The organism is Halomonas ramblicola (assembly GCF_030409215.1).
GTDB lineage: Bacteria > Pseudomonadota > Gammaproteobacteria > Pseudomonadales > Halomonadaceae > Halomonas > Halomonas ramblicola.
In genome coordinates, this window is sequence record NZ_JAUFPL010000017.1 from 125,697 (window position 1) to 149,554 (window position 23,858).

The following is a 23,858-nucleotide window of genomic DNA, read 5'->3' on the forward strand; positions in this document are numbered from 1 at the left end:
TCAGGCGTTCTCGGCGGTGGTGCAGACCGACAGCACCACCGCATCCTCGTGGCTCACCGAGACCAGGGCATGGCCCATGTCGCTGTCGAAGTAGATGCTGTCGCCGCTCTCCAGGCGCAGTGGCTCGTAGAACTCGGTGTAGAGCAGGATCTCGCCGTCGAGCACCATCAGGAACTCCTCGCCGTCGTGGCGCACCCACTCGCTGAACTCCTCGAAGCTCCGTGCCCGCACGATGGTCTTGAAGGGAATCATGCGCTTCTGGGCCAGTTCGCAGCTGAGCAGCTCGTGCTCGTAGGTGGGGGTGGGGTGCTGCTGGCCCTGGCCGCGGCGGGTCAGGTCGCGACGCCCCATGGTGCGGGCCTTCTGCCGCGGCGGCGAGAGCAGCTGGGGCAGGTCGATGTCCAGTCCGCCGATCAGCTTCTGCACCGCGGTGAAGGTGGGCGAGATCTGGTCGTTCTCGATCTTCGACAGGGTGGAGCGGGCCAGGCCGGTACGCTGGCTGACGTCCTCCAGGGTCCACTGGTTGGCGAGCCGGATCTCGCGCAGGCGGTCGCCGAGGCGCAGCGGCTCGACGAAGGGCTTACGCCCCGAGGCGATGCGCAGGGCGGCATCCTGGTCGGTGGTGGCGGTCATGGTGTGCGTTCACTATAGGAAACCTGTTTCCTGCAAGCCTACCATAGGCCACGCCCCGATACCCGACGAAAAGGGCCCTGTGACCGGGTGATCGGCATCGCGACTGGCCAGGGATCCGGGGCGTTTCGTTACCCCGGGAAACCTCGGTCATCGAACGGTAGTCCCAGCAATGCCTTGACGTGGGCGTCGACGCTGCGCCCCAGGGAGGCCAGGTGATAGCCCCCCTCGAGCACCGAGACCAGGCGGTTGTCGGCGTAGAGGGCGGCGATCTCCAGCGCCAGGCGGGTGACCCAGTGGTAGTCCGCCTCCTCCAGGCAGAGCTCCGCCAGGGGATCGTCGCGGTGGGCGTCGAAGCCCGCCGAGAGCAGCACCAGTTCCGGCTTGAAGCGGTGCAGGGCGGGGAGCCAGTCGTCCTCGATGGCCCGGCGGAAGGCGGGGCCGTCGGTACCGGCCGGCAGCGGGGTGTTGATGATGTTCTGCCACTCGCTGCGCAGGTAGCGCCAGGGGTAGAAGGGGTACTGGAAGCTGCTGCACACCAGCACGTCCGGGTCGTCCCTGAAGATGTCGACGGTACCGTTGCCCTGGTGGACGTCGAAGTCGAGGATGGCGATGCGCCGCGCGCCGTAGCGCTCCCGGGCATGGGCGGCGCCCACCGCCACGTTGTTGTAGAAGCAGAAGCCCATGGCGTCGGTCGCCTCGGCGTGGTGGCCGGGGGGGCGCACCGCGCAGAAGACGTTGTCGGCCTGGCCGCGGAATACCTGGTCGACGCCACGGATCACCGCCCCGGCGGCGACCCGCGCGGCCGTGAGGCTGTCCGGGTTCATCAGGGTATCGGCGTCCAGGCCGACGAGGCCGGACTCGGGCAGGCACTTCTCGAGGGCCTGCAGGTGGCGGCGGGGGTGGACCCGGGCGAGTTCCTCCTCGGTGGCCGGGCGCGCCTCCGACTGCATGGTCTGCTGGAGGACGCCGGTGCGCGACAGGCGGGCATGGATCGCCTCCAGGCGCAACGGGCTCTCCGGGTGGTCCGGCCCCATGTGATGGAGCCGGCAGTCGGGATGGGTGATATAACCGGTGATCATCGAGGCCTCCAGGCTGCTGGCATCACCATACGTCGACGAGGCCCTTGCCAGACAGTGACAATAGGTCGTACACAGTAGAGCAGCCAAGCCACGCGACGATTCCGGGAGAGCCGCCTTGAGCACCCGTTTCCTGCGCCATTTCTTCGAGCCCCGCAGCATCGCCGTCGTCGGTGCCTCGGAAAGGCCCCAGTCCCTGGGCGGGCTGGTGATCCGCAACCTGCTGGAGGCCGGCTTCCCGGGCAGCGTCTGGGCGGTCAACCCCAAGGGCTACGCCAGGGTCCACGGTCAGCCGGCCTTCGCCCGGGTCGGCCAGCTGCCCGAGGTACCCGACCTGGCGGTGATCTGCTCGCCGGTGGAGACGGTGCCGGGACGCATTGCCCGGCTGGGGCGCTTCGGGGTGCGCGCGGCGCTGGTGCTCTCCGGGGGCTCGCAGTTGGACGAGGCCCGCGACGGCAAGGCGTCGATCCGGGCCCGCATGCTCGAGGCCGCCCGGGAGTCGGGCATCCGGGTGCTGGGGCCGGAGTGCATGGGCCTGATCGTGCCGGGACGCCGGCTCAACGCCTCCTATGCCAACCGGCCGATCAAGGCCGGCAGGGTGGCCTACCTGGGCCAGTCCGGCATGCTCGGCTCGGCGATGATCGACTGGGCGGCGGGGCGCGGGGTGGGCTTCTCGCATCTGATCACCCTGGGCGACAGCGTCGACGTCATGCTTCCCGACCTGCTGGACTACATCAGCCAGTACTCGCCCACCCAGGCCGTGCTGCTGCACCTGGAGAAGGTGCTGGATGCCCAGCACCTGATGACGGCGTTGCGCGACGCCTCGCGCAATCGCCTGGTGCTGGCCATCAAGAGCGGTCGCACCCCCCAGTCGGACCTCACCGGCCTGCCGCCGACCCCGGGCATCGCCAACCGCGACCGGGTCTTCGACGCCGCCTTCTCGCGGGCCGGGGTGGTGCGGGTCCACGACTCCGACGAGCTGTTCGACGCCTTGATGACGCTGTCGCGCATGAAACCGCTGCGCGGCGACCGCCTGGCCATCGTCTCCAACGGCCTGGGGCCGGCGATGCTGGCCATCGACAAGCTGATCCATGCCGGCGGGCGCCTGGCCGACTTCGGCGAGACGACCCGCGAGGCGCTGCGCGGCGGGTTCGACATGAGCAAGCCGGGGGAGAACCCCGTGGACCTGGGCGGCAACGCCACGCCCGAGCGGTTGGTGGACGCCCTGGAGATCGTCGCCGGCGATCCGGGCGTCGATGCCGTGCTGGTGGTGCATGCACCGACGCGCCTGGCGCCCTCCAGGGTGACCGCCGAGGCGCTCATCGCCAACCGCAAGCGCTTCCGGCGCAACCTGCTGACCAGCTGGATGGGGCTGGAGGAGGCGCTGTCGGCGCGTCACGAGTGCAACCTGGCGGGCATCCCCACCTACGTCTCCCCGGAGAAGGCGGTCAAGGCCTTCATGCACATGGTGGATTACCAGCGGGTCCAGGCCCTGCTCCAGGAGACGCCCCCGAGCCTGCCGTTCACCACCACGGCGGAGATCCGCGGGCGCTGCCGCAAGCTGATCGCCGAGGCCCGGGCCCGGGGACGCGAGACCCTGTCGCACTCCGAGACCGCCCAGGTGCTCGAGGCCTACGGCATCCCCGTGGCGCCGGGCCGCTACCTGCGGACCCCGGAGGAGGGCGGCGACGCGGCCCGGGCGTTCGACGGCGCCATGGCGCTCAAGGTGGTGCACGAGGGCAACTGCCGGCCCTTCCGTTATCGCAAGCATCCCCACAGGCTCTCGGCCGGGTTGCTCCAGGACCTCGAGACGCCCGACCAGGTGGCCGAGGGCGTCCGCCTGCTCGGCGACAAGGTGGCGGAGAAGTATCCCGCCTTCGAGGTGCGCGAGTACTGCCTGCAGCCCATGCAGCGCGGCAAGCACTCCCTGCAGGTGTGCGCCGGGATCACCCGGGATCCGGTGTTCGGCCCGGTGATCGTGTTCGGCATCGGCGGCTACAAGGTGAACATCCTCGCCGACCGCCAGGTGGCCCTGCCGCCGCTCAACATGCGCCTGGCCGAGGCCATGGTGGAACGCACCCATGTGGCGCGGCTGGTCCATGAACACTCCAGCGATCCGGGGCGCGACCTGGAGCGGCTCTGTCAGTTGCTGGTCAAGCTCTCGCAGATGGCCAGCGACCTGCTGGAGCTGCGCGGCCTGGAGATCAACCCGCTGCTGCTCAATCGCGACGACATGCTGGCGGTGGACTTCGCCATGGACCTGGGGCCGCCGGCGCGCTTCGCGATCATGCCCTACCCCGAGGAGCTGCGCGAGTGGGTGACCCTGAACAACGGCTGGGAGGTGGAGGTGCGGCCGATTCGCGCCGAGGATGCCCCGCTGATCACCAACTTCCACCGGCAGCTTTCGGAAGAGAGCATCCGCTTCCGCTACTTCCACAACAAGGCCGACCTGACCCAGCGCGACCTGTCGATGCTGTCGCACATCAACTACGACCGGCAGATGGCCTTCATCGCCGAGCACCTGCGAGACGACGGCGGCAAGGAGATGCTCGGGGTGGTGCGGGTGTGGAACGACCCCGACAACATCCGCACCGAGTTCTCGATCATCATCCGCGACGACCTCCAGGGCCTGGGCATCGGCAGCCTGCTGATGACCAAGATGATCGACTACTGCCGCAGCATCGGCACCCTGGAGATGATCGGCAAGATCATGGTCGACAACCAGCCGATGCGTGCGCTGATGAAGCACCTCGGCTTCAAGCAGCGCTACAACATGGAGGAGCAGGTGGTGGACGCGGTGCTGCGCCTCAACGAGCCGCAGAGCGAGTGGCAGCGACACCGCCTGGAGAGCCAGCCCGACTGACGGGGCCGGCCTCGGGGCGTCGGTTCAGGGCGCCATGCGGAAGTGGTGCCAGCTGTCGTCGCGGCGCTCGTAGCGGATGCGGTCGTGGAGGCGACTCGGCTGGCCCTGCCAGAACTCGATCATCTCCGGGATCACGCGGTAGCCGCCCCAGTGCACCGGGCGCGGGATCTCCTGCCCCTCGTAGGCCTGCTCGAAACGGTTCTGGCGCTCCTCGATCCAGGTGCGATCGGGGATCACCACGCTCTGGGTGGCGATCCAGGCGCCCAGCTGGCTGGCCCGTGGGCGGCTGGCGAAGTAGGCGTCCGATTCCTCCTCGCTGACCTGTTCCACGCTGCCCTCGATGCGCACCTGGCGGGACAGCGAGGGCCACCAGAAGACCAGGGCGGCATGCGGTACGTTGGTCAGCTCGCTGCCCTTGTGGCTGTGGTAGTTGGTATAGAAGACCAGTCCGTGCTCGTCGATGCCCTTGAGCAGCACCACCCGGGCGTGGGGCAGGCCCTGGCTATCCACGGTAGCCAGGGTCATGGTGTTGCCGTCTTCGCCCTCGCTCTCCAGCGCCAGGGCGAACCACTCGTCGAACAGTTCCATGGGATCGGTGGTGGCCTGGGACTCGTCGAGTCGGCCGCCTTCGTAGTCGCGTCGGATGTCGGCGATGTTGCGTGTCATCGTGGGCTCTCCTGGGAGTCTCGTGCATGGTCGCCGTTGCGGGCGAAGAGCTCAACACCCGAATGGGCGTCGGGATGAATTTAGCGGGGCAGGCGGTTCAGTCGTGCGCCGCGGTCTGCAACTGGCGGCTGCGGAAGCGCGCATAGCCGGTGCAGCCGGTGAACAGCGCCAGCGCCACCAGGGCCTCGATCACCCCGCGCAGGCCCTGGCCCGGCAGCGTCGCCACCATCACCCCCTGGGCGAAATAGAGCAGGCTGACGAAGGCCAGCCAGGCGTGGCCGCGCGGACGCCGGGCGAGCAGCGAGGGCAGGAAGAGCACCAGCGGCAGCACGAAGGCGACCAGGGGTACCAGGGGGCCGGTGTCCCCCTCGATCTGCAGTCCCCGATAGATCATCAGCGCCACCAGCAGGCCGTAGCTGGCCAGCACCAGGCGGCGCATGCGGGCGGTCAGGGGGGCGAGTCCCTTGCGGGCCTCCAGGTCTTCGAGCCAGCGCCTCATGCCGGGTCCTCCATGGCGTCCAGTGCCAGGGTCAGCCGCGCCACGCGCCGCCCCTGGGCGTAGGCCAGGCGGCGTTCGTGGTCGTCCAGCGGTTGGTCGCTGCGCTTGCCGGCCAGGTGGCTGGTGCCGTAGGGGGTGCCGCCGCGGGTGGTCTCCATCAGCTCGATCTCGCTGTAGGGGACCCCGGCGTAGACCATGCCGTGGTGCAGCAGGGGCACCAGCATGGTCAGCAGGGTGGCCTCCTGGCCGCCGTGCAGGCTCGAGGTCGAGGTGAAGGCGGTCGCCGGCCGGTCGATCAGGGCGCCGCCGAGCCACAGCTCGCTGGTGGTGTCCAGGAAGTGCTTGAGCGGGGCGGCCATGTTGCCGAAGCGGGTGGGGCTGCCGATGGCCAGGCCCGCGCAGTGACGCAGGTCGTCGAGGCTGGCGTAGATCGCGCCCTCGGCGGGGATCTCGGGATCGACCGCCTCGCAGGTGGGCGAGACGGGGGGGACGGTACGCAGGCGTGCCTGGATGCCGCGCACCGACTCGACGCCGGCGGCGAGCCGTTCGGCCAGGGCGCGGGTGGCGCCGTAGCGGGAGTAGTAGAGGATCAGCACATAGGGCAGGGCGGCGCTCATCGGGGCTCCTGGCTGGGGGGCGGGCGTGGGAATCGGTGCCCATTGTAGAAGGCGGCGTCGTCGCCTCACAACCGCGACTCGGCCGGCGCCGCCTCGGGCAGGCGCCGATAGACCCAGGCCTCGCTGCCGTCGGCGAGGCGCAGGCGCACCCGTTCGTAGCGGATGCCCAGGCGTTCGTAGCGATCGAGGCGCACCAATTCCTCGGCGTCGACGCGGATCACCTCGCCCTCGACCCGCTCGCCGGGCGCCTCTTCCAGGTCGAGACCGCTGCGCTGGTAGCCCTCGAGGACGGCCGGCCGGGACTCGCCGGCGCGCCCGGTGACCAGCCAGCGCACCACATCGAAGCGCAGGGTGCCGTAGACGAACACCTCATGGGGGCCGGGGGCGATGTCGGGCAGGTGGTCGGGGCGTTCGTAGGTGAAGGGGCTGAGCATCGTCAGCCACAGCCAGCCGGCCAGCGTCAGGGGGGCGCCGAGCAGGGTGGTCAGCAGCAGGTGGCGGCGTCGCATCTCGTCTCCCTCGCGTCCCCGTGGCCGTCCCCATGCTGCCATGCCGAGACGACGCTGTCCGGTGAAGCCGCCACCCCGGCTCTGCTAGGATGGAGGCTCCCACCATGAACGGGAGGTTGCCATGAGCCAGTCGGCACGCGATGACCTGGACTTCCGGACCCTGATGGGTGGCGAGGTGCGTCCGCTCTCCCGGGCCCGTAACCGCGCCGATCCCGGTCGTACCCGCCATGGCCCCAGCGAGGCCCAGCTGGCCCGCCGCGAGAGCGCCAGCGCCGAGGTGGAGGGACACGGCTTCCTCTCCGACGACTTCGTCGACCTGGTGCCGCCCTTCGATCCCCTGGTATTCCGGCGCGACGGCATCCAGCAGGGCGTGGTGGATCGCCTGCGTCACGGCGGCTACGACGCCCAGGCGCGGCTACACCTGCTGCGTCGTCCGCTGGAGGAGTGCCGCCGGGCGCTGCCGCCCTTCATCCGGGAGGCCTACGCCCACGACCTGCGCTCGTTGCTGATCGTCCACGGCCGCGGCCAGGCCATCGACAGCCCGCCCAACGTGCTGCGTTCCTACCTGGCCAAGTGGCTGCCGCGGTTCGAGGAGGTCCAGGCCTTCGTCTCGGCCCAGCCCTCCGACGGCGGCCTGGGGGCCACCTGGGTGATGCTGCGCAAGAGCGAGCGGGCACGGGCGGCCAACCGCGAGCGCCAGCAGAAGCGGCGGGGATAAGAAGTTGCTGGGCTGAAACGTCAAGATGGTGCGGGTGAGGAGCGCCGGAACAGCCCCGAGCATCAAGGCCGGGGCTATTCCAAATGCCTCTCAAGCGAAGGCAGGCTCTCTTTGGAATCCGGCGCGTTCGCGCTCGCGGCGCCGGAACAGCGGCTCCGGCTGGTCCACGCCCGGCTGGTAGGCGCGACTGAAGATATTGAGGTTGCGCAGGGCATCCTCCAGCCACTGGTCCTCGCGCAGCGACAGGCCGTCGAAGCCGCAGCGGGTCATGAAGAACAGCTGGTCGACCAGGACGTCGCCGATGGCGCGGATCTCGCCACGGTAGGCGTAGCGCTCGCGCAGCAGGCGGGCCAGGCTGTAGCCGCGGCCGTCGGTGAACTTGGGGAAGTCGATGGCGATCAGCGGCGCCTCCAGCAGCGCCTCGGCCAACTCCGGCGTCAGCTCGGTGTCGGCGGGCAGCCAGGGGGCGCGGTCGGCGCCGCGCTCCCCGTCGAGCCAGGCGGCCAGGGGCAGGATCGCCTTGCCCGCGGTCGGCGCCTCGTCCTCGCGGATCAGCTGCCAGTCGTCGGTGGCCGGGTGGCCGGCGTGGATATAGGGGCGCGCTTGGGTGGCTTGCTCAGGCATAGACCCGCTCCTTGAAGGGTTTGAGGCCGATACGGCGATAGGTGTCCAGGAAGGTCTCGCCGTCACTGCGCTCGCCGACGTAGACCTGCAGCAGGGTGTCGATCACGTCCGGCACCTTCTCGCGGCTGAACGAGGGGCCGAGGATCTTGCCCAGCGAGGCCTCGTCGCCCTGGGCGCCGCCCAGCGAGATCTGGTACCACTCCTCGCCCTTCTTGTCGACGCCGAGGATGCCGATGTGACCCACATGGTGGTGCCCGCAGGCGTTCATGCAGCCGGAGATGTTGAGCTCCAGCGGGCCCAGGTCGTAGAGGAAGTCCAGGTCGTCGAAGCGCTCCTGGATCGACTGCGCCACGGGGATCGACTTGGCGTTGGCCAGGGCGCAGTAGTCGCCACCCGGGCAGCAGATCAGGTCGGCCAGGGTGCCCACCGTGGGGTTGGCCATGCCCAGCTCGTCGAGGGCATGCCAGAGCGCCTCGAGACGGTCCATGGGCACGTCGGAGAGCACCAGGTTCTGTTCGTGGGTGACGCGCAGCTCGCCGAAGCTGTACTCGTCGGCCAGGTCGGCCACCTGGTGCATCTGCTCCCAGGTGACGTCGCCCGGGGAGTGGCCGCGGCGCTTGAGCGACAGGGTCACCGCCTTGTAGCCGGGCACCTTGTGGCCGTGGACGTTGTTGGTCATGAAGCGGGCGAAGGCGCGGTTCTCGGCGCGCAGCGCCTCGACCTCGGCGATGGCCGCCTCGTCGACCGGGCGGCGCTCGGGATCGACGAAGTGCTCCGCCACGTGCTCGACGGTCTCGTGGGTGAGGGTCTGGGCGCCGTCCTTGAGATGGGCCCACTCGGCGTCGACGCGACGCCGGAACTCCTCGATGCCCAGCGCCTTGACCAGGATCTTGATGCGCGCCTTGAACTTGTTGTCGCGGCGCCCGAACTGGTTGTAGACCCGCACCAAGGCCTCGAGGTAGGTGAGCAGGTGCTGCCAGGGCAGGTCGTCGCGCACCACCTCGCCGATCATCGGGGTGCGGCCCAGGCCGCCGCCGGCCAGCACCCGGACGCGCACCTCGCCCTGGTCGTCGCGCCACAGTCGCAGGCCCACGTCGTGGACCTGGATGGCGGCGCGGTCCTCGGCGGCGCCGGTCACCGCGATCTTGAACTTGCGCGGCAGGTAGGCGAACTCGGGGTGGAAGGTCGACCACTGGCGGATCAGCTCGCACCAGGGCCGCGGATCCACGTCCTCGTCCTCGGCCACGCCGGAGAACTGGTCGGTGGTGGTGTTGCGGATGTCGTTGCCGCTGGTCTGGATGGCGTGCATCTGCACGCTGGCCAGTTCGGCGAGCATGTCCGGCACGGTCTCCAGCTTCGGCCAGTTCAGCTGCAGATTGGTCCGCGTGGTGAAGTGGCCATAGCCGCGGTCATAGTCGCGGGCCAGGTCGCCCAGCTTGCGCAGCTGGTAGGAGGCCAGCATGCCGTAGGGGATGGCGATCCGCAGCATGGGGGCGTAGCGCTGAACATAGAGGCCATTCTGCACCCGCAGCGGCAGGAACTCCTCCTCGCTCAGGCGCCCGGCCAGATAGCGCTCCATCTGGTCGCGGAACTGGGCGACGCGTTCGTTGACGAGTGTCTGGTCGTGGGAGTCGTAGCGATACATTCAGCCAATCCTGCTGCAGTGAAAGTGGCAGTGCCCGTGATGAGCACCATACGCGTCTCGGTTTATGCTTGGAAAGAATAAATATTTATAGTTTTTATGCGAAAAGTAATTAACGATCGAGGCCCTAGACCTCCAGCCGCTGCCAGCGCCGGCGCTGCCAGATGGCCGCGAACCAGGCGGAGTTGAGGCAGCGGTAGGCGAGCTGCACCCACCAGATGCCGACCAGCCCGTAGCCCAGCCAGACCCCGATGCCCCAGGCCAGCGGCAGGAACACCAGCCACTGCAGGCCGAGGGTCGCGGTCATCACGGTGCGGTTGGCACCGGCACCGAGCAGGGCCTGGGCGAGCACCAGGGCGGCCGCGTCCAGCACGATCATGAGCGCGGTCAGCCGCAGCGGCAACCGGCCCAGCTCGATCAGCGCCGGGTCGTGGAGGAACAGGGCCAGCACGGCGTCCGGCAGCAGCGCCATGGGCAGGGCGAGGGCGGCCAGGCACAGCCAGGCCACGCGGACCACCTCCCAGCCCCAGCGATGAGCGTCGCGGTGGGCCTCGCGCCCCAGTGCCTCGCCCACCAGGCTCATGGCCGCCATGCCCAGGCCCACCCCGGGCAGGATCAGCAGCAGCGAGAGGTTCACCAGCACATGGCCCACGGCCACGCTGGCGGTGTCGATGCGGCCGAGGATCCAGAACAGCACCGCATAGCCGGCGGCGAACCACAGCTGCTGGAAGGAGTGGGGCGTGGCCAGGCGCAGGGTGGTGACGAAGGTGAAGCGTCGCGGCAAGCCGGCGAGGAAGCCGCTGGCGGTGGCGTGGCGCAGGCTCATCGCGGCCCAGATCGCCAGGCCCACGAACAGCGACAGGGTAGTGCCGGCGCCGGCCCCGGCGGCGCCCATGGCGGGCAGGCCCAGGTAGCCGAAGATCAGCGCCAGGCTGGCCGCCACGTTGACGACGTGCATCACCAGGATGATGCGCAGGTAGAGACCGGTCTGCTGGATGCCGTTCCAGTAGCCGCGGAAGCAGAAGATCATCGCCACGGCGGTGAGCGACACCACCCGCCAGCGGAAGTACTCCACGGCCACGGCGTTGACCGTCGGGTCCTGGTTGATCAGGCCCATCAGGCCCGGCGCCTGCCACAGGCAGAGCGCGGTGACCGGCAGGGCGGCGAGGGCAGCGAGCACCAGGCCGGCATTGAGCGGCACGGCGCGGCATCCCCAGGCCGCTTCGCCGTGGCGCCGGGCGGTCTGGGCCTGGACCCCCGAGGAGAGACCGAACACCAGGGCGGTGATCAGGAACATGGCGTAGCCGCCGATGCCGACGCCGGCCAGCGGCACCTCGCCGAGCGAGCCCACCATGGCGGCATCGATCAGGTTGATCAGGCTCTGGGAGAGCATCCCGGCGATGATCGGCAGGGCGAGGCGCAGGATGGTCTGGCGTCGAGAGGCGTCTGGCAGCATGGGCGTCCGCAGCGGCGAAGGGGGCGGCGGGCCGGGCAGGCCCGCCGGGATCAGGCCGGGTCGTAGGAGAGCACCGGCGCGAGCCAGCGCTCCACCTCCGCCAGCGACATGCCCTTGCGTTCGGCGAGCGCCTCCACCTGGTCGCGGCTGATCTTGCCCGTGGCGAAGTACTTCGACTGGGGATGCGAGAAGTACCAGCCGGCGACGGCCGCGGCCGGCCACATGGCGAAGTTCTCGGTCAGCGTGAGGCCGGCGTTGGCCTCGGCCTCGAGCAGCCGGAACAGGGCGGGCTTCTCGGTGTGGTCGGGGCAGGCGGGATAGCCGGGGGCCGGGCGGATGCCCTGGTACTTCTCGGCGATCAGCGATTCGTTGTCCAGCGCCTCATGGGGCACATAGCCCCAAAACTCCTTGCGCACCCGCTCGTGCAGGCGCTCGGCGAAGGCCTCGGCCAGGCGGTCGGTCAGCGACTGCACCAGGATGGCGTTGTAGTCGTCGCCGGCGGCCTTGTAGCGCGCGGCCAGTTCCTCGACGCCGTGGCCGGTGGTCACCGCGAAGCCGCCGATCCAGTCGGGCTTGCCGCTCTCGCGGGGCGCGATGAAGTCGGCCAGGCTGTAGCAGAGCCCCTCACGGTTCTTGGTGGTCTGCTGGCGGATGTGGTGCAGCCGCTCGATCACCGCGTCGCGCGACTCGTCGGCATAGACCTCGATGACGTCGTCGTCGACGCTGTTGGCGGGCCACAGGCCGATCACCCCGCGGGCCTGCACCAGCCGCTCGTCGACCAGCTTGCGCAGCATCGCCTGGGCGTCGGCGAAGAGGCTGCGCGCCGCCTCGCCGACCTTGGCGTCGTCGAGGATCTTCGGGTACTTGCCGGCCAGCTGCCAGCTCATGAAGAAGGGCGTCCAGTCGATGCGCTCGACCAGCTCCTCCAGGTCGTAGCCATCGAACACCTGCAGGCCCGTCACGGCGGGGCGCGGCGGCGTGTAACCGGCCCAGTCGAGACTGCACTTGCGCTCGCGGGCCTGGGCGTAACTGAGGTCCGCGGCCTTGGGGCGGCGCTTGGCGTTGCGCTCGCGGACCTTCTCGTACTCGGCGCGGATCTCCGCCACATAGGCCTCCTTGAGCCCCGGGGAGAGCAGCTTGCCGGCCACCCCCACGGCGCGGGAGGCGTCGGTCACGTAGATCACCGGACGCTCGTACTGGGGTTCGACCTTGACCGCCGTGTGAGCCTTGGAGGTGGTGGCGCCGCCGATCAGCAGCGGCAGGTCGAAGCCCTGGCGCTGCATCTCCTTGGCCACGTGGACCATCTCGTCAAGCGACGGGGTGATCAGCCCCGAGAGGCCGATGATATCGGCCTTCTCGTCGCGCGCCGTCTGCAGGATCTTCTCCGCGGGCACCATCACGCCCAGGTCGATCACCTCGTAGTTGTTGCACTGCAGGACGACGCCGACGATGTTCTTGCCGATGTCGTGGACGTCGCCCTTGACCGTGGCCATGACGATCTTGCCCTTGGCCTGCTGATCTTCTGTAGAGAGTTCGCTCTTCTCCGCCTCGATGTAGGGAATCAGGTAGGCCACCGCCTGCTTCATGACCCGGGCCGACTTGACCACCTGGGGCAGGAACATCTTGCCGGCGCCGAACAGGTCGCCGACCACATTCATGCCGTCCATCAGCGGCCCCTCGATGACCTCGATGGGCCGGCTGGCCCGCTGCCGGGCCAGCTCGGTGTCCTCCTCGATGTAGGCGGTGATGCCCTTGACCAGGGCGTGCTCGATGCGCTTCTCCACCTCCCAGCTGCGCCATTCCAGGTCCTCCTTCCTGGCACCGCCCGAGCCGTCGCCCTTGTACGTCTCGGCCAGGTCCACCAGGCGCTCGGTGCTGTCGCTGCGGCGGTTGAGCACCACGTCCTCGACGGCCTCGCGCAGCTCCTCGGGCAGGTCGTCGTAGACCGCCAGCTGGCCGGCGTTGACGATGCCCATGGTCAGGCCGGCACGGATGGCGTAGTAGAGGAACACCGAGTGGATCGCCTCGCGTACCGGGTTGTTGCCGCGGAAGGAGAACGACACGTTGGAGACGCCGCCGGAGACCAGGGCGTGGGGCAGGTGCTCGCGGATCCAGCGGGTGGCCTCGATGAAGTCGACGGCGTAGTTGTCGTGCTCCTCGATGCCGGTGGCGATGGCGAAGATGTTGGGGTCGAAGATGATATCTTCCGGCGGGAAGCCGAGCTCGTCGACGAGGATCCGGTAGGCACGCTCGCAGATTTCGGTCTTGCGGGCGAAGGTGTCGGCCTGGCCGGCCTCGTCGAAGGCCATCACCACCACCGCGGCACCATGCCGCCGGCAGACGGTGGCCTGCTCGCGGAAGGCGTCCTCGCCCTCCTTCATCGAGATGGAGTTGACCACCGCCTTGCCCTGGACGCACTTGAGCCCGGCCTCGATGATCTCCCACTTGGAGGAGTCGATCATGATCGGCACTCGGGCGATGTCCGGCTCGCCGGCGATCAGGTTGAGGAAGCGCACCATGGCCTCCTCGGACTCCAGCATCCCCTCGTCCATGTTGATGTCGATGAGCTGGGCGCCGTTCTCGACCTGCTCCAGGGCCACCTCCAGGGCGGTGGTGAAGTCCTCCTCGACGATCAGCCGCTTGAAGCGTGCCGAGCCGGTGACGTTGGTGCGCTCGCCGACGTTGACGAACAGCGAGTCGGCCTCGATGTTGAAGGGCTCCAGGCCCGACAGCCGGCAGGCGCGGGGGCGCTCGGGCACCCGGCGCGGGGGCAGGTCCTGGATCGCGCGGTGGATCGCCGCGATATGCTCGGGCGTCGAGCCACAGCAGCCGCCGATGATGTTGACCAGGCCGCTCTCGGCGAACTCGGCGACGATGGCGGCCATCTCCTCCGGCGTCTGGTCGTACTCGCCGAACTCGTTGGGCAGGCCGGCGTTGGGGTGGGCCGAGACGAAGGTGTCGGCCTTGGTCGCGAGTTCCTCGACGTAGGGGCGCAACTCCTCGGCCCCCAGGGCGCAGTTGAGCCCGATGGAGAGTGGTCGGGCGTGGCGCACCGAGTTCCAGAACGCCTCGGTGGTCTGGCCGGAGAGGGTGCGGCCGGAGGCGTCGGTGATGGTGCCGGAGATCATCACCGGCAGCCGTTCACCGCGGGCCTCGAAGAGTTCCTCCAGGGCGTAGATGGCGGCCTTGGCGTTGAGGGTGTCGAAGATGGTCTCGATCAGGATCAGGTCGCTGCCGCCCTCGATCAGCGCCCCGGCGGCCTCGTAGTAGTTGTCGCGCAGCGCGTCGAAGGTGACGTTGCGCTTGGCCGGGTCGTTGACGTCCGGCGACAACGAGGCGGTGCGCGAGGTGGGGCCGAGTACCCCGGCCACGTAGCGCGGCACCCCGGTCTCGGCGGCCACGGCGTCGCATACCGCCCGGGCCAGGCGCGCCGACTCGCGGTTGAGCTCGGGCACCAGGGCCTCCATGCCGTAGTCGGCCTGGGACAGGCGGGTGCTGTTGAAGGTGTTGGTCTCGACGATGTCGGCGCCGGCCTCCAGGTAGTCGCGGTGGATGCGGGTCACCAGGTCGGGGCAGGTCAGCGCCAGCAGGTCGTTGTTGCCCTTGAGGTCGGAGTGCCAGTCGGCGAAGCGTTCGCCGCGGAACTCCTCCTCGGAGAGGTCGGCGTTCTGGAGCATGGTGCCCATGCCCCCGTCGAGCATCAGGATGCGCTCGTCGAGGCGTGCGATCAGGGTGGCGGTCTGGGCGGTGGGAACGGCGGCCATGGGTCGGGTCTGTCTCCAGCGAAGTCACGTCCGGGGATCACGGCCGCCGGGGCGCCTGGAGGCGTCTTCTCGTGCGGGGCGGCCAGCGTGGCCGTACATGGTAACAAAAGCGCCGGCACAGGGGCAGGCGGCAGGCCATCGCCGATGGCGGTACTCCTCCTCGGAACCACAAAGACCCAGCAAATCGGTCGGGATTGTCTCGCCGTGGCGTCTGGCTTACCATTGAGGTATCACATTACCGGCACGCGGCGCGCCGCGCCCCGAACCAGCGAGACCCCTCATGAGCGAACCGATCCAGATCACCGACAGCGCCCAGGACTATCTTGCCGAGCTGCTCGAGAAGCAGAACGTCGAGGGCATTGCCGTGCGCATCTTCATCACCCAGCCCGGTACGCCCTATGCCGAGACCTGCCTGGCCTATTGCCGGCCCGGCGAGGAGGAGCCCAGCGACCAGTTGCTGGAGCTGCCCAAGCTCAAGGCCTACATCGACAAGCACAGCGAGCCCTTCCTCGAGGAGGCGGTGGTCGACTTCAACGCCGACCGCATGGGTGGCCAGCTGACCATCAAGGCGCCCAACGCCAAGATGCCCAAGGTCAATGCCGACAGCCCGCTGGAGGATCGCGTCAACTACATCCTCTACAGCGAGATCAACCCCGGCCTCGCCGCCCACGGTGGCGAGATCAAGCTGGTCGAGCTCACCGAGGAGAAGGTGGCGGTACTGGCCTTCGGCGGCGGCTGCCAGGGCTGTGCCGCGGTGGACCTGACCCTCAAGGAGGGCGTGGAGCGCACCCTGGTCGAGCGCATCCCCGAGCTGGCCGGCATCCGCGACGTCACCGACCATACCGACACCACCAACGCCTACTACCGCTAGCCCGGATTTCCCGAGCCCCTATCGGTCCCTCGAAGGCTCCGCCATGGCGGGGCCTTCGTCGTTTTCGGGGGCCGGGGCTCCGGAGCCTGCCTCCTCCCCGCGGTGGGGTGGGGTCTGCCATAGCCGGCGGTTGAGCTGCCCCTCGAGCTCGCGCAGGCGGCGGGCCTGCTCCTCCAGCAGGCGCTTCTGCTCGTCGATCCGCGCCTGCAGCAGCGCCTGCTCATGCTGGCGGGTATCGGCCAGCGACTCGGCCTGGCGCCGCGCCCAGTCGGTCTCGCGATGGCGCTTCTCCTCCTCGGCGAGCCGGCCGCGCGCCTCCTGCAGCTGCTCCTCCAGGCGCGCCAGGCGCTTCTCCAGCTGCGCCTCGCGGTTGGCCGCCGCCTTGTCGGCGGCCTGGCGCTCCTGGCGGGCCTCGTCCAGCAGCCCCATCAGCCGGGCCTCGGCGCTCTCGTGGCGCTGCTCCTCGCGGGTCAGGCGCTCGCGGTGCTGCGCTTCCTGGGCCTCCAGGGCCTGCTGGTGCTCCCGGGCCAGGCGCTCCGACTCCTCGCGCTGTCGCGCCTGCAGTGCCTCGAGCTCGTCGAGGCGGGTGGTCAGCCGTCGCGCCTGCTCGGCGTGGGCCTCGAGCTCCGCCTCGCGGCGGGCCAGCTCGGCGCTGCGCGCCTCGAGGCGCTGCTCGGTAGCGGCCAGATGGGCGGCCAGGGCCGATTCGCGCTGCTCGGCGTCCTCGGCCTGGCGTCGTGACTCGGCCCGGGCCTCGCCAGCCTCCGCGACGCGACGATCCGCCTCCTCGCGGTAGTGGGCCAGCGCCTCATTGGCGCCTTCCTGGGCCTTCTGCCACAGCGCTTCGGCGAGTTCCTGCAGCGCCGCCGGCATGCCACGCGGCGGCGGTACGTCACGGTTCTCCTCGCGGCGCTGCCGCCATTCGCGCAGGTGGTCGCTGATGGTAGTGAAGCTGCCGGTGCCCAGCACCTCACGCACCTTCTGCACGCTGGGCGACTCGTCCCGCGCCAGCAGATCGTCGATCGCCCTCTGCACGTCCTCGTAGGTCACGCCGCTGCGTGCCATCCGCCTCTCCTTGCCTGGGTTCGGGGGAGGCCGCCGGCGACGCTTCTCGAGCGCTCCCGGTGACCTGGTCGGCGCAGGATAGCCCGAAGCGGGCCGGAAGGGAAGCTTTTTACGTTTTACGTATTATGTAATATACATTACTCGAAGGGATAAAAAATCAAGATTACGCGGCTTATCTTGCTTTTCTGGCGGATGGCGGGGATACTGGGCGCCTAGCGCCGAGAAGCAAGAGAGGAGGAGAGATGGACAGCGACGCCAGGCATGCCCCCCTCGGTCAGATGCTACGGGCCACCGTGCCCGAGGGCCGGGGGCTGCCGCCGGATGCGGCGGGCCGCGGGACAGGGGTTCACATCGCCGCGGCCAGCGATGCCGAGGCGGTGGGGCAATGGCTCGACGAGTATCGGGCCAGCGCACAGACCCGGCGCGCCTATCGCCGCGAGGCCGAGCGCCTGCTGCTGTGGCTCGAGCCCCAGGGCCTGGCGCTCGGCGAGCTACGCCGCGACCATCTGGATGCCTTCGAGGCCTTCCTCGCCGACCCGCGGCCACGGGAGCGTTGGGTGGGGCCGACGCGACCGCGCGGCGCGCCGGACTGGCGGCCGTTTCGCGGCCCGCTGTCGGCCTCCAGCCGCCGGCAGAGCCTGGTGATCCTGCAGGGCATGTTCGCCTGGCTCGCCGAGGCGGGCTGGGTGGTCCACAACCCCTTCCGGCTGATGCGCGACAAGCGCCGCCGCCTCGACAACCGCCAGGGACGCATCGAGCGCTACCTGGAGAAACCCCTGTGGGACTGGCTATGGGGCTGGCTCGATCGACCGCCGGAGGAGGGCGCCTCGCGCCGAACGCATTACCAATGGGCGCGGCGGCGCTTCGTGTTCGGTTTCGCCTACCTGCTGGCCCCGCGCCTCGCCGAGATGAGCGCGGCGCGCATGGGTGACTTCCACCGCCGCGAAGGGCGCTGGTGGTGGCGGGTGGTGGGGAAGGGCGACAAGGCGGCGGAGATCCCGGTGCCGTCGGACATGGTGGCGCTGCTCAGGGAGTGGCGCCTCGCCCTGGGGTTGGCCGCCGAACCGCTGCCCGATGACGCCTCGCCGCTGCTGCGTGCCCTGGACGGCAGGCGCGGCCTGGGCGACAACCGCCTCTACCGCTTGATCCGCGACGTCTTCCGGGCCGCGGCGGATGACCTGGAGGCGAGCCAGGGGGAGGGCGCGCGGCTCGCCGCCAGGCGGTTGCGCCGGGCCACGCCCCACTGGCTGCGCCACACCGCGCTGACCCACCAGGCCCAGGCCGGCGTCGAGCTGCGCTACCTGGCCGCCAGCGCTCGCCATACGCGGCTGGACACCACGGCCCGCTACCTGCACGCCGAGGCCGAGGCCTGGCACCGCCAGCAGTCGCGGCATCGACTGGCGATGGGGGCGGACGACACCCCCGTCGAGCCGGTATAATGGGTGTTATCGAGCTAGAGGAGTTCCCATGATCACAGAAGCCACCGCCGAGCAGGCCCAGCAGGCGCTGCTGGACGAGTTCGAGATGTTCGACAACTGGATGGATCGCTACCAGTACATCATCGACATGGGCAAGGCGCTGCCGGCGTTCCCCGACGAATGGAAGACCGAGGAGCGCAAGATCCAGGGCTGCCAGTCCAACGTCTGGATGCACCACCGCCACGACGGCGAAAGCATCCACTTCGACGCCATCTCCGATGCGGCCATCGTCTCCGGGCTGATCGCCGTGCTGATGCGTATCTACAGTGACCGCCCCGCGGACGAGATCCGCGACACCGACCCGCACTTCCTCAAGGACCTGGGGCTCGACAAGCACCTGTCACCCACGCGCAGCAACGGGCTGCACGCCATGCTCCAGCGCATCTACGCGGTGGCGGAGCAGGAGTCGGCCACGGCCTGATCCGCTCGCCGGGGGCCGTGATGCCGTTCCCGGGCCAGGATGGCCTCGGCATCCAGGTCGGCGATGGGGGCGTCGCGATTCACGGGGATCTCGCCCGCCAGCTGCAGGGTGAGATAGCGTCCGCAACAGACCCGCAGGAAGGAGGCGAAGTTGTCGCGATCGTGCCCCGCCTCGTGACACTCCCGCGACAGGCGACCGACCAGCTGGGCGAGCGTCAGCCCGTCGCGCCGGCCAATCTCCTCCAGCACCGCCCAGTAGAAACCCTCCAGTCGCACGCTGGTGCAGGCGCCGTCGAGGCGCATGGAGCGGGTCTGGGGCGCCCAGAGCTCGGGGTCGGCGCCGGTGAATAGCTTGCACATGGTCCCGGTTTCCTTTGCGGCATGGTCAGGCGCACCGCGCGAGGTGCCAGGCGACAGCATGCCGCCTGGCAGGGGGATCGGCAAGTCGGACCTCAGGCGTGGTCGATGCGCGTGCCCAGCACCTCCAGGTACTGGGCGATCCAGGCCGGATGGGCCGGCCAGGCGGGGGCGGTCACCAGGTTGCCGTCGGTGACCGCCTGGTCCACGGCGATGTCGGCATAGCGGCCGCCGGCCAGCTCCACCTCGGGGCGGCAGGCGGGGTAGGCCGAACAGCTGCGCCCCTCAAGCACCCGCGCCGCGGCCAGCAGCTGGGCGCCGTGGCAGATGGCGGCCACCGGCTTGCCGGCTTCGAAGAAGTGACGCACGATCTCGATGACCCGCGGATCCAGCCGTAGATACTCCGGGGCCCGACCGCCGGGCACCACCAGGCCGTCGTAGGCGGTCGGATCGACGTCGGCGAAGCTGGCGTTCAGGGCGAAGCGGTGCCCCGGCTTCTCGGTATAGGTCTGGTCGCCCTCGAAGTCGTGGATGGCCGTGGCGATGGCGTCGCCGGCGCCCTTGTCGGGACAGACCGCCTCCACGCGATGGCCCACCGCCTGGAGGGCCTGGAACGGCACCATGGCCTCGTAGTCCTCGACGAAGTCGCCGCAGAGCATCAGGAGTCGCTTGCCGGACATGACGTCTCTCCTCTTGCCGGATTGTGCTGGGGTGTCCGCTATCAGTCTGGCACGGAGTCGCCGCGCCAGGGTAACAGCCCGCTACCACATGCCGGTCGAGGGGCATATCAGGGGGCGTCGTCCGGACGCGGGCGGAAGCGCTCGTCGAGCTCGGGATCCTCGCGACACAGCCGCTCGCTGGGGCCGCCCGGCACTGGGTCGAGGCCGCTGCCGCCGCCGGGGCGGCAGCGCAGGATACGCTTGAGCCCCAGCCAGCCGCCCTTGGCGGGCCCGTGCACCTGGATCGCCTCCCGGGTGTAGTGGGAGCAGCTGGGCCAGTAGCGGCAGCGCGGCCCGAGCAGCGGGCTCAGCGTGAACTGATAGGTCCGCACCAGGCCCAGCAGCAGCAGGCCGAGGGCGCCCCCCAGGACGCGGCGCAGGCGGCGGGCGAGGGCGGCCATGTCAGGACCCGCCGTAGAGGGCGTCCGGATCGATCAGCGGAGCGCTGCTGATGCGCGCGGCCTCGGCCTCCAGGGCCACGTAGAAGCAGCTGCGGCGGCCGGTATGGCAGGCCGGTCCGGTCTGGTCGACCCGCAGCAGCAGGGTGTCGCCGTCACAGTCCAGGGCGGCGGCCCGCAGGTGCTGCTGCTGGCCGGAGCTCTCGCCCTTGCGCCACAGCTTGCCCCGGGAGCGGGACCAGTAGCAGACCCGACCGGTACGCAGGGTCTCCTCCAGCGCCTCGCGGTTCATCCAGGCCATCATCAGCACCTCCCCGCTGTCGTGCTGCTGGGCGATGGCGGGGATCAGGCCGTCGTCGTTAAAGCGCACGGCGGCGAGGACCTCGTCGAGGGGGTGGCGGCTGTCGCGGGCGGCCCGCTCCAGGGCCTTGAAGGTGTCGGTCATGGGGACGTTTCCGGAACTGGGGCGTCGAGGCGTTCGGCGTGGCAGCTCTCGCAGCGACCGAGCAGCTCGATGGTCTGGCGCTCGACGCGGAAGCCGAGGTCGCGGGCGCGACCGGCAAGCTGGGCGTCGACGTCGTCGAGGTGCAGTTCCTCGACGCGGCCGCACAGGCGGCAGATCAGCAGTTGGAAGCCATGGGCGTGCTCGGGGCAGGGGCAGGCCACGTAGGCGTTGAGCGACTCGATGCGATGCACCAGGCCCTGTTCGATCAGGAACTCCAGGGCACGATAGATGGTGGGTGGCCGCGCGGCGGCATGCTCGGCGGCCAGGCGGTCGAGCAGGTCATAGGCCTTGAGGCCGCCGGGCGCCTCGGCGATCATCTCGAGCACGCGGCGCCGGATGGGCGTGAAGCGCACGCCGCGCAGCTGGCACTGCCGCTCCGCCTGGTGCAACAGATTGCGGGAATCGGGCATGGGGACCACGAGCTGGCGAATTCGCCTCCATTCTACGCGCCCCGGCTAAGGCGAGCCAGCGGGGCGGGGCTCAGCCGGCCGTGGCCGCCGCGACCTCCTCGGTGCTCTCCAGCTCGCTGTGGCGCGCGAAATGCCGGCGAGCGAAGGCCACCCGCTCCGCTGGCGACACCCCCTCGGGCTGCTTCTCCACCAGGTCGAGGCGCCGCCGTAGCCCCTCGCCGTTGGCCATCTGGATCGCCAGGCCCGGGCGCGCATTGAGCTCCAGCAGCATGGGCCCACGGTCGCGATCCAGCACCATGTCGGTACCCAGGTAACCGAGGCCAGTCATCTCGTAGCAGCCGGCGGCCAGCCCCAGCAGGGTCGGCCAGTCGGGGATCTGCAGGCTGGCCAGCTCGTGGCCGGTATCCGGGTGATCATGGCGGGTGCGGTCGAACTGCACGCCGCGCACGGCGGTACCGCTGGCGATGTCCAGGCCGACGCCCACGGCGCCCTGGTGGAGGTTGGCCTTGCCGTCCGAGGCCGCGGTGGAGAGACGCATCATCGCCATCACCGGGTAGCCGCGGAAGACGATGACGCGGATATCCGGCACCCCCTCGTAGGTATACTCCGAGAGCCGCTCGTCGAAGTTGATCAGCGCCTCGATCAGGGCCACGTCGGGGGCACCGCCCAGGGAGTAGAGTCCCGAGAGGATGTTGGAGGCGTGGCGCTCGATGTCGGTGAGGCTGAGTCGTGCACCGCTGGGCTTGACGAAGCCGCCGTCCTCGACGTGGTCGACCACCAGGATGCCCTTGCCGCCGCTGCCCTTGGCGGGCTTGATGGCGAAGCCGGTGTGCCCGGCGAGCATCTCGCCGATGTGCTTGACGCCGAACTGGGTGCTCACGGTGCCGATCAGTGCCGGGGTGGTGATGCCGTACTGCTCGGCGAGCAGCTTGGTCTTGAGCTTGTCGTCCACCAGCGGGTAGAGCCGCCGGCTGTTGTAGCGGCCGATATAGCGGATATTGCGCCGGTTCATGCCGATGATGCCCTTGGCGAGCAGCTTGCCTGGCGTGGTCCACATGGCCTCAGTCCTCGGTGACCGGCTTGAAGCGGCGCAGCTCCAGCAGCCGGTAGCCGGTATAGTTGCCGATCAGCAGAATCAGCGCCATCAGGATCAACTGGATGCCCAGGAAGTTGAAGGTGACGTGGCGCACCAGAGGGTTGTTCATGGCCAGGTAGGCCAGCACCGCCGTGACCAGGCTGCCGCCGCCCTGGATCAGCACCTCCTTGGGGCCTTCCTCCTCCCACAGGATCGACATCCGCTCGATGGTCCAGGAGAGGATGATCATCGGGAAGAAGGTGATGGTCAGGCCGGCGTTGAGGCCGAAGCGGTAGGAGAGTACCGAGAACACCGAGATGATGCCGATCACCGTGATGATCACCGCCGTGACTCGCGCCACCAGTAGCAGGTTGAGGTAGGAGAGGTAGTTGCGGATCACCAGGCCCACCGCCACCACCAGCAGGAAGCCGACCAGGCCGGTGAGCAGGGTGGTCTGAATGAAGGCCAGGGCGATCAGCACCGGCATGAAGGTGCCCGAGGTCTTGATCCCCACCAGGATGCGCAGCACGACCACCACCAGCGCCCCGATCGGGATCAGCAGGATGGTCTGGAACAACGCCTGATCCTCCAGCGGCAGGCTGTGGATCGAGAAGTTGAGCAGCGTATCCTCGTTGAGCTGGTTGCGCACGGCGGCGGCAGCCGGCTGGTTGCGGCTCAGCATGGAGAAGGTGACCTGCGAATTGGTACCGCCCTGGACCTCGAGCACGGCCTGGCCGGAGGACTCCCACAGCAGGAGGTTGTCCGGACGCCCCTGTTCGCCGGTGGTGGGATCGAACAGTGCCCAGTGCTGCTCATCGAAGACCTGGATCCAACTGGTCAGCGACTGGCGACGCCGGCCGTCCTCCAGTACCAGGCCGCTGACCTCGCGGGCCGGAACCCCGGCCTGGTTGAGCAGGCGCACCAGCAGGGGGCTGCGCTCGAACTGGGTCAGCAGCAGGCGGGCGTTCTCGCCCTGGCGCTCGTCGCCGAAGTCGTGGATCAGTTCCCGGGCGAAGGTGAAGGCGTCGGCGCTGCGCGACCAGGCGCGCTCGATCACCTGGGCGGCGGCAGTGTCATAGGGCCGCTCCCAGACGATGTCGCGGCGCAGTGGCGGCGCCTCGATGCGCGGCGGGCGGCTGTCGGGGGCGACCAGCAGTTGGGCGGTGTAGAAGAGCTGCTGGCTGCCGGTGGCCTCGCGGGTCGACCACTGGGCGCGCCGGCCGCCGTTCTCCTCCTGGAAGGAGAGGCCATAGCCCGGCGAGGCGGTATGCTCGGTGAGCAGCCGGAAGCCTTCCTGGGTGGAGGGCAGGGCCATGTTAACCTTGACCGGGTCGCCCTCGGCCGTGAAGTTGACCAGGGCCTCCACCTCCCACACCTGGCGCTGTTCGCCCGGCGTCCAGGGCACCTCGAGCTGGTAATGGCGGTGCAGGCTCATGGCCACGCCGACCAGCAGCAGCAGGCCGACGAGCAGATAGAAGGGCAGTCGTGACATG

23 protein-coding genes are annotated in these 23,858 nt (G+C 69.5%); 5 read left to right on the forward strand and 18 right to left on the reverse strand.

The features are described 5' to 3' along the window. Together QWY80_RS04950 and QWY80_RS04955 are read right to left on the reverse strand one after the other, a co-directional pair. Positions 1–633, reverse strand: coding sequence for a helix-turn-helix domain-containing protein (locus QWY80_RS04950; protein WP_290229595.1), 633 nt, complete (start codon positions 631–633; stop codon positions 1–3). Positions 634–761: 128 nt separating this feature from the next. Then, positions 762–1,712, reverse strand: coding sequence for a histone deacetylase family protein (locus tag QWY80_RS04955; RefSeq protein ID WP_290229596.1), 951 nt, complete (start codon positions 1,710–1,712; stop codon positions 762–764). Positions 1,713–1,827: 115 nt separating this feature from the next. Between QWY80_RS04955 and QWY80_RS04960 the strand changes: the two genes are divergently transcribed. Continuing rightward, positions 1,828–4,572, forward strand: coding sequence for a bifunctional acetate--CoA ligase family protein/GNAT family N-acetyltransferase (locus QWY80_RS04960; protein WP_290229597.1), 2,745 nt, complete (start codon positions 1,828–1,830; stop codon positions 4,570–4,572). A 24-nt stretch (positions 4,573–4,596) separates the two neighbouring features. On the opposite strand, the gene pdxH is transcribed toward QWY80_RS04960, so the two are convergent. The 4 genes from pdxH to QWY80_RS04980 form a co-directional block, all read right to left on the reverse strand. Then, positions 4,597–5,238 (reverse strand): pyridoxamine 5'-phosphate oxidase, encoded by a 642-nt coding sequence (pdxH, locus tag QWY80_RS04965; RefSeq protein WP_290229598.1) that lies wholly within the window; start codon positions 5,236–5,238, stop codon positions 4,597–4,599. A 97-nt stretch (positions 5,239–5,335) separates the two neighbouring features. After that, on the reverse strand, positions 5,336–5,737 hold the full coding sequence (locus QWY80_RS04970; RefSeq protein ID WP_290229599.1) for a DUF2069 domain-containing protein: 402 nt from the start codon (positions 5,735–5,737) through the stop codon (positions 5,336–5,338). After that, positions 5,734–6,354 carry an NAD(P)H:quinone oxidoreductase gene (wrbA, locus tag QWY80_RS04975; RefSeq protein WP_290229600.1) on the reverse strand — a complete coding sequence of 207 codons (621 nt, stop codon included), beginning with the start codon at positions 6,352–6,354 and terminating at the stop codon, positions 5,734–5,736. The genes QWY80_RS04970 and wrbA overlap by 4 nt, the downstream gene beginning before the upstream one ends. Positions 6,355–6,419: 65 nt before the next feature. Next, positions 6,420–6,863 (reverse strand): gamma-glutamylcyclotransferase family protein, encoded by a 444-nt coding sequence (locus tag QWY80_RS04980; RefSeq protein WP_290229601.1) that lies wholly within the window; start codon positions 6,861–6,863, stop codon positions 6,420–6,422. Positions 6,864–6,984: 121 nt separating this feature from the next. Here QWY80_RS04980 and smrA point away from each other — a divergent pair, with 121 nt between their 5' ends. Further along, positions 6,985–7,581: a DNA endonuclease SmrA gene (gene smrA, locus QWY80_RS04985; RefSeq protein WP_290229602.1), complete on the forward strand. Its 597-nt coding sequence runs from the start codon at positions 6,985–6,987 to the stop codon at positions 7,579–7,581. 90 nt (positions 7,582–7,671) lie between these two features. Here the strand turns inward: smrA and QWY80_RS04990 are convergent, their stop codons facing one another. The 4 genes from QWY80_RS04990 to metH all read right to left on the reverse strand — a co-directional run bounded on the left by QWY80_RS04990 (position 7,672) and on the right by metH (position 15,067). Continuing rightward, a complete protein-coding gene (locus QWY80_RS04990) occupies positions 7,672–8,205 on the reverse strand; it encodes a DUF934 domain-containing protein (protein ID WP_290229603.1) in 534 nt (177 codons plus the stop codon). Beyond that, the gene (locus QWY80_RS04995; protein ID WP_290229604.1) at positions 8,198–9,850 is read right to left on the reverse strand and encodes a nitrite/sulfite reductase; all 1,653 of its coding nucleotides are present in this window, start codon (positions 9,848–9,850) and stop codon (positions 8,198–8,200) included. Before QWY80_RS04995 ends, QWY80_RS04990 begins: the two co-directional genes overlap by 8 nt. 124 nt (positions 9,851–9,974) lie before the next feature. Then, on the reverse strand, positions 9,975–11,303 hold the full coding sequence (locus QWY80_RS05000; protein WP_290229605.1) for an MATE family efflux transporter: 1,329 nt from the start codon (positions 11,301–11,303) through the stop codon (positions 9,975–9,977). 50 nt (positions 11,304–11,353) lie between these two features. Then, positions 11,354–15,067, reverse strand: a complete 3,714-nt coding sequence (gene metH / locus QWY80_RS05005; protein WP_290229606.1) for a methionine synthase — start codon at positions 15,065–15,067, stop codon at positions 11,354–11,356. Positions 15,068–15,347: 280 nt separating this feature from the next. Between metH and nfuA the strand changes: the two genes are divergently transcribed. Further along, on the forward strand, positions 15,348–15,938 hold the full coding sequence (gene nfuA / locus QWY80_RS05010; RefSeq protein ID WP_290229607.1) for a Fe-S biogenesis protein NfuA: 591 nt from the start codon (positions 15,348–15,350) through the stop codon (positions 15,936–15,938). A gap of 18 nt (positions 15,939–15,956) precedes the next feature. On the opposite strand, the gene QWY80_RS05015 is transcribed toward nfuA, so the two are convergent. After that, a complete protein-coding gene (locus tag QWY80_RS05015) occupies positions 15,957–17,003 on the reverse strand; it encodes a DNA-binding protein (protein WP_290229608.1) in 1,047 nt (348 codons plus the stop codon). A 242-nt stretch (positions 17,004–17,245) separates the two neighbouring features. Here QWY80_RS05015 and QWY80_RS05020 point away from each other — a divergent pair, with 242 nt between their 5' ends. Further along, entirely contained in the window at positions 17,246–18,442 is a 1,197-nt protein-coding gene (locus QWY80_RS05020) for a tyrosine-type recombinase/integrase (protein ID WP_290229609.1), read from the forward strand. 28 nt (positions 18,443–18,470) lie between these two features. After that, positions 18,471–18,902: a SufE family protein gene (locus QWY80_RS05025; RefSeq protein WP_290229610.1), complete on the forward strand. Its 432-nt coding sequence runs from the start codon at positions 18,471–18,473 to the stop codon at positions 18,900–18,902. Here the strand turns inward: QWY80_RS05025 and QWY80_RS05030 are convergent. From QWY80_RS05030 to QWY80_RS05060, 7 genes are all read right to left on the reverse strand, one after another. Then, positions 18,866–19,261 carry a ribbon-helix-helix domain-containing protein gene (locus QWY80_RS05030; protein WP_290229611.1) on the reverse strand — a complete coding sequence of 132 codons (396 nt, stop codon included), beginning with the start codon at positions 19,259–19,261 and terminating at the stop codon, positions 18,866–18,868. The genes QWY80_RS05025 and QWY80_RS05030 overlap by 37 nt on opposite strands. 92 nt (positions 19,262–19,353) lie before the next feature. After that, a complete protein-coding gene (locus tag QWY80_RS05035) occupies positions 19,354–19,938 on the reverse strand; it encodes a DJ-1/PfpI family protein (protein WP_290229612.1) in 585 nt (194 codons plus the stop codon). Positions 19,939–20,045: 107 nt separating this feature from the next. Next, positions 20,046–20,378: a membrane protein insertion efficiency factor YidD gene (gene yidD, locus QWY80_RS05040; RefSeq protein ID WP_290229613.1), complete on the reverse strand. Its 333-nt coding sequence runs from the start codon at positions 20,376–20,378 to the stop codon at positions 20,046–20,048. Position 20,379: 1 nt separating this feature from the next. Beyond that, positions 20,380–20,820: a phosphoribosyl-AMP cyclohydrolase gene (hisI, locus tag QWY80_RS05045; protein ID WP_290229614.1), complete on the reverse strand. Its 441-nt coding sequence runs from the start codon at positions 20,818–20,820 to the stop codon at positions 20,380–20,382. Further along, positions 20,817–21,290: a transcriptional repressor gene (locus tag QWY80_RS05050; RefSeq protein WP_290229615.1), complete on the reverse strand. Its 474-nt coding sequence runs from the start codon at positions 21,288–21,290 to the stop codon at positions 20,817–20,819. Before QWY80_RS05050 ends, hisI begins: the two co-directional genes overlap by 4 nt. A gap of 70 nt (positions 21,291–21,360) precedes the next feature. Continuing rightward, the gene (locus QWY80_RS05055; RefSeq protein WP_290229616.1) at positions 21,361–22,347 is read right to left on the reverse strand and encodes an alpha-L-glutamate ligase-like protein; all 987 of its coding nucleotides are present in this window, start codon (positions 22,345–22,347) and stop codon (positions 21,361–21,363) included. 4 nt (positions 22,348–22,351) lie between these two features. Then, positions 22,352–23,857, reverse strand: a complete 1,506-nt coding sequence (locus QWY80_RS05060) for a UUP1 family membrane protein (protein ID WP_290229617.1) — start codon at positions 23,855–23,857, stop codon at positions 22,352–22,354. Between the last annotated feature and the right edge of the window lies 1 nt (position 23,858).

Bases quoted from the DNA above. Each gene is read 5' to 3' on its own strand.
- QWY80_RS05030 (WP_290229611.1), bottom strand. From the start codon at position 19,261: ATGTGCAAGCTATTCACCGGCGCCGACCCCGAGCTCTGGGCGCCCCAG.
- QWY80_RS04980 (WP_290229601.1), bottom strand. From the start codon at position 6,863: ATGCGACGCCGCCACCTGCTGCTGACCACCCTGCTCGGCGCCCCCCTG.
- QWY80_RS05060 (WP_290229617.1), bottom strand. From the start codon at position 23,857: ATGTCACGACTGCCCTTCTATCTGCTCGTCGGCCTGCTGCTGCTGGTC.
- nfuA (WP_290229607.1), top strand. From the start codon at position 15,348: ATGAGCGAACCGATCCAGATCACCGACAGCGCCCAGGACTATCTTGCC.
- QWY80_RS05000 (WP_290229605.1), bottom strand. From the start codon at position 11,303: ATGCTGCCAGACGCCTCTCGACGCCAGACCATCCTGCGCCTCGCCCTG.
- QWY80_RS04970 (WP_290229599.1), bottom strand. From the start codon at position 5,737: ATGAGGCGCTGGCTCGAAGACCTGGAGGCCCGCAAGGGACTCGCCCCC.
- pdxH (WP_290229598.1), bottom strand. From the start codon at position 5,238: ATGACACGCAACATCGCCGACATCCGACGCGACTACGAAGGCGGCCGA.
- QWY80_RS05015 (WP_290229608.1), bottom strand. From the start codon at position 17,003: ATGGCACGCAGCGGCGTGACCTACGAGGACGTGCAGAGGGCGATCGAC.
- QWY80_RS04995 (WP_290229604.1), bottom strand. From the start codon at position 9,850: ATGTATCGCTACGACTCCCACGACCAGACACTCGTCAACGAACGCGTC.
- QWY80_RS04955 (WP_290229596.1), bottom strand. From the start codon at position 1,712: ATGATCACCGGTTATATCACCCATCCCGACTGCCGGCTCCATCACATG.
- smrA (WP_290229602.1), top strand. From the start codon at position 6,985: ATGAGCCAGTCGGCACGCGATGACCTGGACTTCCGGACCCTGATGGGT.
- QWY80_RS05025 (WP_290229610.1), top strand. From the start codon at position 18,471: ATGATCACAGAAGCCACCGCCGAGCAGGCCCAGCAGGCGCTGCTGGAC.
- metH (WP_290229606.1), bottom strand. From the start codon at position 15,067: ATGGCCGCCGTTCCCACCGCCCAGACCGCCACCCTGATCGCACGCCTC.
- QWY80_RS05050 (WP_290229615.1), bottom strand. From the start codon at position 21,290: ATGCCCGATTCCCGCAATCTGTTGCACCAGGCGGAGCGGCAGTGCCAG.
- wrbA (WP_290229600.1), bottom strand. From the start codon at position 6,354: ATGAGCGCCGCCCTGCCCTATGTGCTGATCCTCTACTACTCCCGCTAC.
- QWY80_RS04950 (WP_290229595.1), bottom strand. From the start codon at position 633: ATGACCGCCACCACCGACCAGGATGCCGCCCTGCGCATCGCCTCGGGG.
- QWY80_RS05035 (WP_290229612.1), bottom strand. From the start codon at position 19,938: ATGTCCGGCAAGCGACTCCTGATGCTCTGCGGCGACTTCGTCGAGGAC.
- hisI (WP_290229614.1), bottom strand. From the start codon at position 20,820: ATGACCGACACCTTCAAGGCCCTGGAGCGGGCCGCCCGCGACAGCCGC.
- QWY80_RS04990 (WP_290229603.1), bottom strand. From the start codon at position 8,205: ATGCCTGAGCAAGCCACCCAAGCGCGCCCCTATATCCACGCCGGCCAC.
- QWY80_RS05020 (WP_290229609.1), top strand. From the start codon at position 17,246: ATGGACAGCGACGCCAGGCATGCCCCCCTCGGTCAGATGCTACGGGCC.
- QWY80_RS05055 (WP_290229616.1), bottom strand. From the start codon at position 22,347: ATGTGGACCACGCCAGGCAAGCTGCTCGCCAAGGGCATCATCGGCATG.
- yidD (WP_290229613.1), bottom strand. From the start codon at position 20,378: ATGGCCGCCCTCGCCCGCCGCCTGCGCCGCGTCCTGGGGGGCGCCCTC.